Annotated in this window: 12 protein-coding genes; 6 read left to right on the forward strand and 6 right to left on the reverse strand. The window is 74.3% G+C overall.

Going from position 1 to position 12302, the window contains the following annotated elements; translation table 11 throughout:
* Nucleotides 1-73 precede the first annotated feature (73 nt).
* Together O7598_RS12480 and O7598_RS12485 are read left to right on the forward strand one after the other, a co-directional pair.
* Nucleotides 74-1549 carry a dihydrolipoamide acetyltransferase family protein gene (locus O7598_RS12480; RefSeq protein ID WP_269694856.1) on the forward strand — a complete coding sequence of 492 codons (1476 nt, stop codon included), beginning with the start codon at nt 74-76 and terminating at the stop codon, nt 1547-1549.
* 321 nt (nt 1550-1870) lie between these two features.
* Nucleotides 1871-3142: a L,D-transpeptidase gene (locus tag O7598_RS12485; protein ID WP_269691492.1), complete on the forward strand. Its 1272-nt coding sequence runs from the start codon at nt 1871-1873 to the stop codon at nt 3140-3142.
* A 60-nt stretch (nt 3143-3202) separates the two neighbouring features.
* Here the strand turns inward: O7598_RS12485 and O7598_RS12490 are convergent, their stop codons facing one another.
* Nucleotides 3203-4222 carry an SMP-30/gluconolactonase/LRE family protein gene (locus tag O7598_RS12490; protein WP_269691493.1) on the reverse strand — a complete coding sequence of 340 codons (1020 nt, stop codon included), beginning with the start codon at nt 4220-4222 and terminating at the stop codon, nt 3203-3205.
* A 183-nt stretch (nt 4223-4405) separates the two neighbouring features.
* On the opposite strand from O7598_RS12490, the gene O7598_RS12495 reads away from it, so the two are divergent.
* Nucleotides 4406-4765 (forward strand): STAS domain-containing protein, encoded by a 360-nt coding sequence (locus O7598_RS12495; RefSeq protein ID WP_269691494.1) that lies wholly within the window; start codon nt 4406-4408, stop codon nt 4763-4765.
* 54 nt (nt 4766-4819) lie between these two features.
* On the opposite strand, the gene O7598_RS12500 is transcribed toward O7598_RS12495, so the two are convergent.
* Together O7598_RS12500 and O7598_RS12505 are read right to left on the reverse strand one after the other, a co-directional pair.
* The gene (locus tag O7598_RS12500) at nt 4820-5188 is read right to left on the reverse strand and encodes an FKBP-type peptidyl-prolyl cis-trans isomerase (protein ID WP_091056121.1); all 369 of its coding nucleotides are present in this window, start codon (nt 5186-5188) and stop codon (nt 4820-4822) included.
* A 225-nt stretch (nt 5189-5413) separates the two neighbouring features.
* Nucleotides 5414-5971: a hypothetical protein gene (locus tag O7598_RS12505; RefSeq protein ID WP_442929853.1), complete on the reverse strand. Its 558-nt coding sequence runs from the start codon at nt 5969-5971 to the stop codon at nt 5414-5416.
* A 215-nt stretch (nt 5972-6186) separates the two neighbouring features.
* Here O7598_RS12505 and O7598_RS12510 point away from each other — a divergent pair, with 215 nt between their 5' ends.
* Nucleotides 6187-6885: a CBS domain-containing protein gene (locus O7598_RS12510; protein ID WP_269691496.1), complete on the forward strand. Its 699-nt coding sequence runs from the start codon at nt 6187-6189 to the stop codon at nt 6883-6885.
* Nucleotides 6886-6897: 12 nt separating this feature from the next.
* On the opposite strand, the gene O7598_RS12515 is transcribed toward O7598_RS12510, so the two are convergent.
* Both O7598_RS12515 and O7598_RS12520 read right to left on the reverse strand, forming a co-directional pair.
* Entirely contained in the window at nt 6898-7614 is a 717-nt protein-coding gene (locus O7598_RS12515) for a helical backbone metal receptor (protein ID WP_269694858.1), read from the reverse strand.
* 115 nt (nt 7615-7729) lie between these two features.
* On the reverse strand, nt 7730-8818 hold the full coding sequence (locus O7598_RS12520; protein WP_269691497.1) for a DICT sensory domain-containing protein: 1089 nt from the start codon (nt 8816-8818) through the stop codon (nt 7730-7732).
* Nucleotides 8819-8955: 137 nt separating this feature from the next.
* On the opposite strand from O7598_RS12520, the gene O7598_RS12525 reads away from it, so the two are divergent.
* Both O7598_RS12525 and O7598_RS12530 read left to right on the forward strand, forming a co-directional pair.
* The gene (locus O7598_RS12525; RefSeq protein ID WP_269691498.1) at nt 8956-9822 is read left to right on the forward strand and encodes a DUF2726 domain-containing protein; all 867 of its coding nucleotides are present in this window, start codon (nt 8956-8958) and stop codon (nt 9820-9822) included.
* 248 nt (nt 9823-10070) lie between these two features.
* Nucleotides 10071-11417 carry a hypothetical protein gene (locus tag O7598_RS12530; protein WP_269691499.1) on the forward strand — a complete coding sequence of 449 codons (1347 nt, stop codon included), beginning with the start codon at nt 10071-10073 and terminating at the stop codon, nt 11415-11417.
* Nucleotides 11418-11736: 319 nt separating this feature from the next.
* Here the strand turns inward: O7598_RS12530 and O7598_RS12535 are convergent, their stop codons facing one another.
* Complete coding sequence (locus tag O7598_RS12535) at nt 11737-12084, reverse strand: histone-like nucleoid-structuring protein Lsr2 (RefSeq protein WP_269694860.1); 348 nt, start codon at nt 12082-12084, stop codon at nt 11737-11739.
* Nucleotides 12085-12302 lie beyond the last annotated feature (218 nt).

Genomic DNA, 12302 nt, shown 5'->3' on the forward strand with positions numbered 1-12302 from the left:
GCCCGACCGGCCCGGCATGAGCGAACGCACCGAGCGCAGCGAGGGCCGTGAGCGCATGCCCGACCGGCCCGGCATGAGCGCGACCGTGGGGACCCGCGACTTCCTCCTGCCGGACCTGGGTGAGGGGTTGAGCGAGGCGGAGATCGTCGAGTGGCGGGTCGCGGTCGGCGACGTGGTCACCGTGGACCAGACCGTGGTCGAGGTGGAGACCGCCAAGGCCGTGGTCGACGTGCCCTGCCCGTACCCCGGTCGGGTCGTGGCGCTGCACGGCGCGGCGGGTGAGGTTCGCCCGGTCGGCCAGCCGCTGATCACCATCGCCGCGCTCGACGGCGGCGACGATCCGGACCCGCACGCCACCTACCGCGAGGAGGAGCGGGCCGGCTCCGGAAACGTCCTGATCGGGTACGGCACCGGGCACGGCGTGCCGGGCCGGCGACGCCGCCGGCCCCGCCTGTCGGTCGCCCCGGAACCCGGCCCACCGGCCCCGGCGGACTCCGGCTCCGGCCCCGCGTCGCCGGCCGGCCCGTCGGCCCGGCCCGGCCCTGCGGCCCCGGCCGGAACCGGCTCGGGGGTGGTGGCCGACGCGTCGGACCCGGCCGGCGCGCCCGCGTCGGTGGACCGGGCGTCCGATCCGGTGCGGACCGGTGGCCCGGCCGCGGCGCCGCTGGTCATCTCGCCGATCGTGCGGCGGCTGGCGAAGGAACGCGGGGTCGACCTGGCGTCGCTGCGCGGCACCGGTCCCGGTGGCGTGATCCGCCGGGCGGACGTGGAGGCGGCCCTGTCCGTCCCGGCGGCACGGCTGGCGGCGGTGCCGGACGCGCCGGACGCGCACGTCGGGCTCGCCCCGGCCGGCGACGGCGACGTGGTCGTTCCGCTCACCGGCATCCGCAAGGTGATCGCGGACAAGCTGTCCCGCAGCCGTCGGGAGATCCCCGAGGTGACCATCTGGGTGGACGTGGACGCCACCGGGCTGCTGGAGACGCGGGCCGCGATCAACGCCGCGAGCCCGGACGCGCCGGTGAGCATCCTGGCCCTGCTGGCCCGGATCTGCCTCAGCGGCCTGCGGAAGTATCCGCAGCTCAACGCGCGGGTCGACACCGAGGGCCAGCGGATCGTGCAGTCCGCCGGGGTGCACCTGGGCATCGCCGCGCAGACCGACCGGGGCCTGGTCGTGCCGGTGCTGCGCGACGCCCAGCGGCTCACCACCGGGGAACTGGCCGCCGCGCTGGCCGAGACCACGGCGGCGGCGCGGGCCGGCACGCTGCCGCCCGGGCGGTTGACCGGCGGCACGTTCACGCTCAACAACTACGGCGTGTTCGGCGTGGACGGCTCCACGCCGATCATCAACCACCCGGAGGCGGCGCTGCTCGGCGTCGGGCGGATCGTGGACAAGCCGTGGGTGGTCGACGGTCAGCTCGCGGTCCGCAAGGTGACCCAGCTCAGCCTCACCTTCGACCACCGGGTCTGCGACGGTGGCGTGGCGGGTGGGTTCCTGCGTCACGTGGCCGACTGCGTCGAACGCCCCGCGCTGCTGATCGCGAACGCCTGACCCTGTCGACCGCAGCCCTCACCCGCTCGCTCGGTCCGTCGATCTTGGAATTGTGGCACCTTGCAAAGCTCGCGAAAGGGGCATCCGAGGCGCCGCAAGTCCAAGATCGACGGGCGGGGCGGGCCATCCGGCCCGACCGTCGTCGAGCCCGAGCCTGAGCCCGAGTTCGCAGAACGGGACGAGTGGGTGGCGCGATCCCTGATCCGGGAGCCGTCGCATCATTTCGCGCGGCCGTTTCCGAGCAATTCCGCCGAAGGTGCCACCCCGTGACGCCGGGCCTACAGAATGTGGGCGAGGGGGTTCGGAAATGGGGGGCGAAATATGTTTGTGAGGCGGCGACTGACGCTTTTCGCGATGACCGTCGCGGCCGCGCCGCTCGCGGTCGGCGCGTGCACCGCCGGCCCGAAGTCGGTGGTGAGGCACGCCGAGGCGGCGCCGCCGTCGGTCGCGGTCACGCCGGCCGACCGGGCCCGCGACGTGCCGATCAGCGCGGAGGTGGGCACGAGGGTCAGCAACGGCAAGGTGACCGGCGTGAAGCTCACCGACGACAAGGGGCGCCCGGTGCCGGCCCAAGCGCGCGAGGACGGTTCCGGCTGGGTGCCGGACCGCCCGCTGGCCAATTCCCGGACGTACACCGCCGAGGTGACCGTGGCCGGTGATTCCGGGAAGACCACCACACAGAAGACGACGTTCACCACGATGGCCAAATCCACCAAACCGGCCGTCACCAGCGAATTGTATTTCCAGGACAACCGGACGTACGGGACGGCGATGCCGGTCGTCCTCGGGTTCGACCCGCCGATTCCCGAGCAGGCGCGGGCGGACGTGCAGCGCCGGCTGTTCGTCAAGACCGACCCGCCGCAGCCGGGCGCCTGGTCGTGGATGTCCGACGGCAAGCAGGCCGAGTACCGGGCCCCCGACCGCTGGAAGCCCGGCACGAGGATCAGCGTGCGCAGCGCGCTGGAAGGGCTGCCCATCGGCAAGGAGGCGGTCGGCGACGTCGACCGGGTGGCGACCGCCAGGGTGGGCCGGCAGGTGTCGCTAGACATCGACAACACCACCAAGCAGATGACGGTCTACCAGGACGGCAAGGTGCTCCGGAAGCTCCCGGTCAGCCTCGGCAAGCCGAGCACGCCGAGTTCCAGCGGCACGATGGTGATCATGGAGAAGCACGAGCACACCACGTTCGACACCCGGGGCGAGCCGGACGGCGGCTACGTGGTCGACGTGGACGACGCGCAGCGGCTGACCTGGGGCGGCGAGTTCATCCACTCCGCGCCCTGGTCGGAGGGGGAGCAGGGCTACAACAACACCTCGCACGGGTGCACGAACGTCTCGGCCGCCGGCGCGGACTGGCTGATGGGCGTCACGCAGGTCGGTGACCTGGTGACGGTCAAGGGCACCGAGGTGCAGCTCCAGCCGGGCAACGGCTTCACCGCCTGGAACGTCAGCTGGAACGAGTTCGCCAAGGGCAGCGCGCTGCCCGTACCGGCGGGGTTGAAGCCCACGCAGAGCCCGACGCCGCATCCTGGCGCGGTGGCCGGCGGGTCCGCGCCGGCGCCCACTCCGACCAGGAGCAACAGCGGCGGCTGATACCGGGGGAGGAACGGCCACGGGCCGGCCCGCGTCCGTGCGGGCCGGCCCGACGCCGGCTCAGTCCAGGTCGACGCGGGCCACGCCGGTCGCGGTCAGGCTGCCCAGCCAGAGCTGCCGGCCGTGCTGCCGCACGCCGGTCACCATCGGGTACGCGCCGCCGGGCCCGTGCAGCGTCCGCAGCACCCGCCCCGCGCCGTCGACCAGCGCGACCAGCCCGTACCGGCGTGGCTGCGGCTGCACCGCCCCGGGCAGCAACGCGACGAGCTGGCGGACCCGGGGGTGGGGCAGCAGCCGCTCCATGACCGGCAGCCGAGGGCTGGGCAGGGCGATCCAGTACGTCCCGTCGCCGACCGCGGAGACGTTGTCCGGGTACGCCGGCAGGTCGGCCAGCACGGTGGCCCGCCCGTCCGGCAGGTCCACCCGCAGCAGTCGATGGGTGGCGGTCTCGACCAGCATGAGCGCCGACTCGTCCGGGGTGAGCGCCAGCCCGTTGGGGAAGTAGAGCCCGTCGGTCACCACGTCGGTGCGCCCGGTGCGCCTGTCGTACGCCAGCACCCGCCCGTTGGGCCGGTGCTCCAGCAGGTCCCGCTTCCAGTGCGAGAGCGGGAACCGGTCCGACGAGTCGGTGAAGTAGACGGTGCCGTCGCGGGCCACCGCGGCGTTGTCGGCCAGGTGCACCGGCGGCGCGGTGCCGGTCAGCTCGTGCACCACGCCCACCGGGTCGACCCGCAGCAACCCCCGGTAGGCGTCGCAGACCAGCAGCCCGCCGTCGACCGGATCCAGCTCGATGCCGAGCGGCCGGCCGCCGGTCTCGGCGAGCAGCGTGGGGCGGGCGCCGGCCGGGGCGTCCACCGGCCACCACCAGAGCCGGCCGTCCTCGTCGCCGCTGATCACCCGGCCGTCGGCGTCGACGACCACGTCCTCCGGCCCGTGCCCGCCGTCGGGCAGCGGCAGCAGGTCGGCCCGGTCCAGCCGGGTGTCGTCGGGGGCCCAGGCGCCGGCCAGCGGCGGCGGCACCGTCGCCGGCTCGCGGACCGGGCGGATCAGCAGGGGGACGCGCGGGCGGGGGACGGCCATCGGGTCATTGTGGCCCGCCCGCGGCCGGGGTGGGGAGTCCGCGCGGCGTGTCTGCGCGGCCACGCACGGGCGACGGGCGGTTGCGGGATGACCCTGAGACGGCTCGGGGTCGGCACCGGAAGCTACCCGGAACCCGCCGCCGAGCAGCCGGAACTGTCGGTGGGCGGGGGTAGGTTTACCGGTATGACGGACAGCGGCGACCGCTTCTCGGTGGCGATGGAGGTGCTCGACCACGCGGTCGAGCTGCGCCCGGTGGGCGAGATCGACATCGCCACCGTGTCGGCGTTCCGGGCCGCGCTCTGGGCGGCGCCGGCGCGCCCGGTGGTGCGCGTCGACCTGTCCTGCGTGCCGCTGCTCTCCGCCGCCGGGGTGCGCACCCTGGCCGCCGCCCACCTGCGGGTCCGGGCCCGCGGGGGCGAGCTGGTGCTGCTCGACCCGGCGCCGGTGGTGGCCCGGGTGCTGCGGGTGACCGGCCTGCACCGGGTCGTTCCGGTGCGCGAGTCGGGCCGCGCCCGCGAGCTGCTGACCTGCGTCGCCGCCTGAGCGACGACCGGGCCGCCGGCGCGACGCCGACGGCCCGGTGGCCAGGGGGAGCGCTCAGCGCACGCCGAGCAGGTCCACCACGAAGACGAGCGTCTCGTTCGGCTTGATGACGCCGCCGGCGCCGCGGGCGCCGTAGCCCAGGTGCGGCGGGATGGTGAGCCGGCGCCGGCCGCCCACCTTCATGCCGATCACGCCCTGGTCCCAGCCGGCGATGACCTGGCCGCCGCCGAGCGGGAACTCGAACGTCTCACCCCGGTTCCACGAGGCGTCGAACTCGCGTCCGGTGGAGTGGGCCACGCCCACGTAGTGCACGCTGGCCAGCTGGCCGGCGTGGGCCTCCGGGCCGTCGCCGACCGTGATGTCCTCGATGACGAGATCGGCGGGCGGCGCGCCCTCGATCGGGCCAACCTCGGGCTTGTCCATGAGCGGGTCTCCTCGGTGCTGACGGTGCGGTCACCGTCGATCCTGCCGGATCGCGACCGGCCGATACGCGCCGGTCCCCGCCGCACCGCCGACCTCGCCCGCCGGGACGCACGACGAGGTTGACCTCGCCCGCCGGGACGCACGACGAGGCCGACCTCGCCCGCCGGGGGCGCACGACGAGGCGGGCGTCGCCTGCCGGCGACGCCCGCCCGGGGCGACCTGCGCTCACTTCAGCCAGGGGAGGCGCTGAACCAGGGGGAGCTTCGCCCAGGCCCGGCCGAGGCCGAGGGTGTTGCCGGCGCCGACCAGGGCCAGGCCGGCGAGCAGGCCCGCGTAGATGAGGTGGTCGTCCATGAAGGGGTTGTTCTCCGGGGGCAGCACGGCCGTCCACATCAGGACCAGCAGCAGCCCACCGGCGACGGCGGCGATCCGGTTGCCGACGCCGAGGAGCAGCGCCACGCCGATGCCGAGCAGGCCGAGCATGAACAGCCAGTCGGCCCAGGCCGCGCCGGCGATGTCGTGGTAGATGTCGGCGAACGGGCCGGCCACGGCGTTGCCCAGGAAGCCCTTGGTCGGGCTGCCGCCGTTGATCCAGGCGTTCTTCGCCGGGGTCTCGTGCCCCAGGCCGAACATCTTGTCCAGGAAGGCCCAGAGGAAGATCCAGCCCAGGGCGATCCGCAGCCCGGCCCAGACGTACCGGGTGGCCTTCTGGCGGGGGGTCTCGACCGCCGGAGCGTTGGTGGCGGCGGGGGTCCGCTCAATTGTCGCGGTCATGGTCTCCACGTCCCTTCCTGTGCCTGGCACCGCGCTTCGGTGGCACCTCCATTCCACCGCCCGGAGGCGGCCCGGAGCAGGGCCGAGGGTGCCCTCGCGACCGGGTCCTTGGTCCCGTCCGGACCCGGTCCGGTCGGCCCGCCCGGGACCGGCCCGCCGCCCCTGTCCCGGCGACCGCCGGCGGCCTAGCGTCGCTGGTGGAGGCACGTGGCGAGGAGGTCGTGATGAGGACATGGCAGGTGGCCGACGTGATGACCAGGGACGTCACCACGGTGGGCGAGGAGACGCCGTACCGCGACGTCGTCGACGTGCTGGTCCGGGAGCGGGTGAGCGGGGTGCCGGTGGTGGACTCGTTCCGCCGGGTGCTCGGCGTGATCTCCGAGGCGGACCTGCTGCACAAGGTGGAGCGGTCCGGCCGGCCCGAGGAGCGCCGGGTGTTCGAGGGACGGCGTCGGCGGGCCGCCCGGGAGAAGGCGGGCGCGCTGGTGGCCCGGGACCTGATGACCGCGCCGGCGGTCACCACGCACGAGCGGGCGGCCCTCGCGGCGACGGCCCGGCTGATGGACCGCGAGGCGGTCAAGCGCCTGCCGGTCCTCGACGACCTCGGCCGGCTGGCCGGCATCGTGACCCGCGGCGACCTGCTCCGGGTGCATCTGCGCACCGACGCGGAGATCCGCGAGGACGTGGTCCAGGAGGTGCTGCGCCGGGTGCTCTCGGTCCGCGACGGCCTGGTCACCGTGCAGGTCACCGGCGGTGAGGTCACCATGGACGGTCGGCTGGACCGCCGCAGCGCCGCCGAGCTCGCCGGCCGTCTGGCCGGTCAGGTCGCCGGCGTGGTCGCGGTGCACAACGCCATCTCGTACGACGTGGACGACACCACGCTGATGGAGCTGGACCCGGTGCACGCCACCCCGATCGCGTGACCGGTTCCCGGCTCAGACCGGCGTGGCGAGCTGGGCGGCGAGCAGCGCCGGCGCCTCGGCCAGCGACGGGCCGTACCAGGTGAGGTGCCGGCCGGAGACCAGCGCCGAGGGCACCTGGCCGAACGCCTCCGGCCCGTCGTCGGCGGTGAACCGGTACGGCTCGTCCGGCAGTACCACCAGGTCCGGCGCCCGCTCGCGCAACCGGTCCAGGGTCGGGCGCGGATAGCGTTCCGGGTCGGTGGCCCAGGCGTTGACCACGCCGAGCCGGCGCAGCACGTCCCCGGCGAACGTGTCCCGGCCCAGCACCACCCACGGTCGCCGCCACACCGGCACCACCGCGGTGCGTACGCGCGCCGGCGCGGGTGGGGCGGCCCAGGCCCGCCGGGCCGCCCGCAACCAGGGCGGCTCGGCCGGCGCACCGAGCGCGGCGACGAGCGCGCCGAGCTGGTCGAGCGCCTCCGGCACGGTACGCGGGAAGGTGACCCGGACGTCGACCCCGGCCGCGCGCAGCGCCTCCGCGTCGGCGAGCCGGTTCTCCTCCTCGTTGAGCAGCACCAGGTCGGGCGCCAGGGCGAGGACCCGCTCCAGGTCGGGGTATTTCGTCCCGCCGACCCGGGGGACGTCCAGTCCGGCCGGGTGGGTGCACCAGTCGGTCGCCCCGACCAGGACCTCCGGCCGGGTCGCCGCGACCGCCTCGGTCAGCGACGGCACCAGCGACACCACCCGCACGCCGTCCTCCCCTCGTACCGGCCCATCCTCGCGCATCGACGGATCCCTGTCCGGTGGCCGGCGTCGGCGGACCACCGTGAACCCACCACCGAGGTGGTCGTCCGGCGCTGACCGGTCAGCGGGCCTCGGCCGGGGCGACGGCGGGCTCCGGCGGCAGGCCCGCCACGGGCACCCCCTCGCGTACCGCCCACTCCACCGCGGCCCGCAGGTCCGCCGTCGGCAGCGGACGCCGGGCGGTCACCGCGACCGCCGCGTGCACCGAGTAGGCGACGAACGGGAAAGACCGGGCCAGCGCGCCGATCGCGTCGTGCAGCCGGCCCACCACGGCCAGCGCCTCCGGCTCGCCGAGCGCCGGGAGGACCAGCTGGAACTCGTTGTCGGCCACCCGGACCGCCCGGTCGACCGGGCGCAGCACGCCGGTGACGGCGGCGAGCAGGGCCTGACCCTCGCGGGCGGCGCTGCGCCGGCCGAAGCGTTCCGGTGAGCCGGCCGGCTCGTCCACCCGCAGGCCGACCAGCGCCACCGGCAGGGTGCCGGAGGCGGTCACCCCGTCCGCCCCGCTCCAGCGGCGCAGGCCGGGATCGTCGAGCATGCCGTCCGTGGTCTCGACCGGCGGCGCGCTCCGGTCACCGCGTCGGGCGAGCAGCCGCAGCGCCGACTCGGCGCGGGCCTCGCCGGGACCGGCCGGGATGTCGCGCACCCGGGCGACCGCCTCGTCCAGCGCCGAGCGGGCCGGGCCGGGCAGCCGCTCGGCGAGCCGCTCCCGCAGCCGGATCACCTCGTGCAGCGCCGCGTCCCGGCGGAACCCCCAGCGGCCCTCGAACAGCCGGCCGGCCTCCAGCGTCGCGGCCGGCGTGACCTCACCCCGGTCGTACGCCACCAGGGAGGCGCCGAAGCGGGGGGTCAGCGCCACCACGCTCCACTCCCGGGCCAGTTCCTCCGTCTCGTCCAGCGTCACGGCGTACACCCCGTCGGGCAGGTCCGGCGGGGGACCGCCGACCATGCCGACCACGGTGACGGCCGCCCGACCGGCGATGCGCCGGTAGACCGCCCGCTCCCGCTCGAAGTACGGCAGCCGCTGGAAGAGCGCGAGGACGACCAGTGGGCCGTCCTCGGCCTCCGCCAGCGCGGCCTGCTCGACGGCGTGGGAGACGGCGACGAGACTGCGTTTGGTGAAACGTTCCGGGGTCAGTCCGCTGTGCACCCGCCGAGCCTAGATCGCCGGACTCGGCGACGCACCGCCCGTCGGGCGGCCGGATTCCGCCGCACCGCCGAGGCGGCCACCATGATCGACGCCCTACACTCGGACGTCGACGCAGGCGACGGACGGATTGTGGCGAGATGACGAGCACCGGCAGCGTGGCCGCCTCCTGGTTGCGGCCGATCCGGTCCGGCGCCGCGCCGCGCCTGGCGCACGCGGGCCACGTCGGGTACGCCGACCGGCGGCTCGCCGAACTGGCGCTGGGCCGTCCACCGGGGATCACCGGCAGTCAGTGGAGCACCGCCGGACGGGCCCGCCTCGACCTGGTGGCCTGCGCCGCCGACACCGGCCTGCCGCGGTTCGCCGTGCGCTTCGGCGCGCCCGCGCCCGACGGCTCGGCCGCCCGCCGCGCCGACCGGTTGACCGACGCGGTCTGCGCCGCCGTGGGCCTGCCGCTGCTGCGGGTCGAGTCGTCGACGCTCGGCGGCGGCGACCAGGTCCGCCGGTTCGTGGCATACGTGCTCGACGCGCGCGCCTACGCCGAGGGCACCGACCCGGACGGCGGGGACACGGTCGGGTTCCGCGACATCGTCGGCCGGCTGCCGGACGGTCGGCGTGGTCCGGTCAACGACCTCGGCGCGTTGGCCCGGGCCGAGGCCGTCGGCGCGTACGTGGCGGGCCGGCTGGCCGACCCGATCGTGCGCGGCCTGCACGTGCGGTGGACGGACGGGCCGGCGGAGGGCTGGGGCTGGGTCGAGGTGCGGCCCGGCCGTTGCCTGGTGGAGCGGGTGCGGCTGACGTCCCGGGGTTTCTCCTGCGGGGTGGAGCCGGGCCGGCTCGCGGAGGACCTGGCCGCGATGGCCCTGGGGGAGCGGCTGCGTGACCTCGACGCCGACGCGACGTCCCTGGTGGACCGGGACGACCTGCGCGGGCAGGTGCGACGGCTCGCCGCCCGACGGGACTCCTTCGACGGCGGCTTCGCGTTCGACCATCTCTGCGCCGACTGATCCGCCCGTTCCGGCCGCCGGCCGGGCGCTCGATTTTTTTCCGATCTCCGGTTGAACCTTCGCCGACGGCGCTCCGTACCTAAGCGGGAATGGACGCAGATCTTCCGCCGCGCCCGGACGGCGCGGAGACGGTGCGGAGAGGGCATCGTCGGCCATTGACGCGCGACCACGGCGTCGCAGTGATCCCACCCCGAGGAAATCCGCCGGGATCACCAGTCAACTACCGGATCGAGAAGGAGAGCAATTCGATGCGCAGGTCCACACGGGCGCGCCGGTCATCCGGTAACGCGCGGAGCAAGCGGGTGCTGGCCGTGGTCGGCACGCTCGCCGTCTTCGGCGGCATCGTCGCCGTCACCCAGATCTCGTCCGCCCAGGACCAGCGGAGGACCACTCGCGCCGCCTCGGCGTCCTGCGTGGCCTCGAGCCCGGGGGCGACCGCTCCGGGCGGTCAGGGCAGCACCACCCGCACCTGGCAGAACGGCCGCTGGGTGCGTAACCACTGGGGCGACGGCCAGATGTCCGCGGCCGAGTGTCAGCAGACGAACGCGGGCGGCGCGGGTGCCGGCACCCCGACCGTGACCTGCCCGGACGTCAAGAGCAAGCTGCCGCAGGTGCCCGACCGGGCCCGCGCCGAGGTGGACCGCAACCTGGCGCTGCTGGACAGCCAGATCGCCGAGGCGAACCGGCGGCTCGCGGCGGACGGCCGCAACGGTGGCAACTTCATCAACAACGCCATCCTCCGTCCGCTGGCGGACAAGCGGACCGCCACCCTGAACCGGATCGCCACGGCGATCGGTCGCGGCGGCCAGCGCCCGCAGGGCTTGGACAAGCTCGCCCAGTGCGCCCTCGCCGACAACGCGCAGAACGGTGGCAACAACGGCGGCGCCAACAACGGTGGTGGCCAGAACGGTGGGAACAACGGCGGCCAGACCGGTGGTAACAACGGCGGTCAGCCCGGTGGCAACAACGGCGGCCAGACCGGTGGCAACAACGGTGGTCAGAACGGTGGCAACAACGGCGGGAACAACGGCGGCGGCCAGAACGGCGGCGGCCTGCAGGCGCTGGCCAAGGACTGCACCAACAGCCAGTTGGAGGCGCACAACGGCTTCCAGAACGGCAACCGTTGCGTGAGCACCTCCTTCGGCGAGGTCGGCGCCGCGGCGAACAACCCGTCGCTGCTCATCACCCAGTTCCCGAACCAGGTGCAGCGCAACCAGCCGTTCACCCTCCGGGTCACCACGAAGAACCTGGTGCGGGACCGCTTCCTCGCCGCCGGGCAGGGTGGTTACTACATCGAGAGCTCGCTGCTCAACGACCAGGGCCTGGTCCGCGGCCACTTCCACACCGCGTGCCGGATGCTCGGCAGCACCCGGCAGCCCCCGAACCCGCAGGACGTGCCCGCCTTCTTCGTCGCCACCGAGGACGGCAAGGGTGGGGGCCAGCCGGACGACGTGCTGATCCAGATCCCCGGCCTGCCGGACTCGGGCCTGGCCCAGTGCTCGGTGTGGGCGGGCGACGGCTCCCACCGGATCCCGATGATGGAGCGGGCCAACCAGACCCCGGCCATCGACGTGGTGCGCATCCAGGTCAACTGACCGAACGACGACGACGCGGAGCCGCCCGGGGAGGACCTCGGGCGGCTCTCGCCGTCTCCCGGCGCCGGAGCGACATCGGGGCGGGCGGGGACTCTCCTCGCGGCGGCCTTTGGGAGCTGAGTCGTCGCTGATATCAGCTCGAAAGGCATCCGCGCGCGGGCGGCATCCGGAACGGTGTGCCTCGCGCCGGGTGAGGGCGGAAGAAAATTCGTGCCACGACGATCCGGCCGGATGAAAATTGGCGACCGGAAAAAGCAGAACGGGGTCACGCCGACATCTCAGCGTGACCCCGGGGGCGCCCGACGGTTGACCGGGAGGCTCAGCGGTTCTTGTACGCCTCCACCACGGAGACCGGGATGCGGCCCCGCTCGGAAATCTCGTGGCCGTTCTTGGCTGCCCATTCGCGGATCGCGCGGTTCTGCTCGCGGTCCATTCCCGAGGTGCTCGGCCGGGCGGCTCGCCGGGTGGTGCGGCCGGCGTCGACGGGTCCGCGGCCGATGCGCCGGCCAGCGTTGATGTAGGGGTCGAGCGCCTTGCGCAGGACGCCGGCGTTCTCGTCGGAGACGTCGATCGTGTATGCCACGCCGTCCAGGCTGAACTCGACGGTCCGATCGGCCTTTCCACCGTCGAGGTCGTCGGTCAGAACGGTGATTACTTTCCTTGCCATCGCCATTACTCCCTGTGTCGGGCGGGGTGTGGCTAAGAGTTTGACCTACCAAGCGGTAATTTCGCAACAATACCCGCCCAGTGCCATTCGGCGGGTCGCGGAATCCGTGGACGGCGAAAAAGGGGGACATCGGTGGCGGCGGTCGGAGTGTGTCCTGGGTCACAGGCCGGAACAAGGGGCACGGTTTGTTACTTGAGTCAGGCACGCTCAACCAACGT

Origin of the sequence: Micromonospora sp. WMMC241, from assembly GCF_027460165.1 — a bacterium.
GTDB classification, from domain to species: domain Bacteria; phylum Actinomycetota; class Actinomycetes; order Mycobacteriales; family Micromonosporaceae; genus Micromonospora; species Micromonospora humi.

Coding starts and splice junctions, on each gene's coding strand:
- O7598_RS12530 (WP_269691499.1), top strand. CDS start 10,071: ATGCGCAGGTCCACACGGGCGCGCCGGTCATCCGGTAACGCGCGGAGC.
- O7598_RS12490 (WP_269691493.1), bottom strand. CDS start 4,222: ATGGCCGTCCCCCGCCCGCGCGTCCCCCTGCTGATCCGCCCGGTCCGC.
- O7598_RS12495 (WP_269691494.1), top strand. CDS start 4,406: ATGACGGACAGCGGCGACCGCTTCTCGGTGGCGATGGAGGTGCTCGAC.
- O7598_RS12525 (WP_269691498.1), top strand. CDS start 8,956: ATGACGAGCACCGGCAGCGTGGCCGCCTCCTGGTTGCGGCCGATCCGG.
- O7598_RS12535 (WP_269694860.1), bottom strand. CDS start 12,084: ATGGCAAGGAAAGTAATCACCGTTCTGACCGACGACCTCGACGGTGGA.
- O7598_RS12485 (WP_269691492.1), top strand. CDS start 1,871: ATGTTTGTGAGGCGGCGACTGACGCTTTTCGCGATGACCGTCGCGGCC.
- O7598_RS12510 (WP_269691496.1), top strand. CDS start 6,187: ATGAGGACATGGCAGGTGGCCGACGTGATGACCAGGGACGTCACCACG.
- O7598_RS12480 (WP_269694856.1), top strand. CDS start 74: ATGAGCGCGACCGTGGGGACCCGCGACTTCCTCCTGCCGGACCTGGGT.
- O7598_RS12500 (WP_091056121.1), bottom strand. CDS start 5,188: ATGGACAAGCCCGAGGTTGGCCCGATCGAGGGCGCGCCGCCCGCCGAT.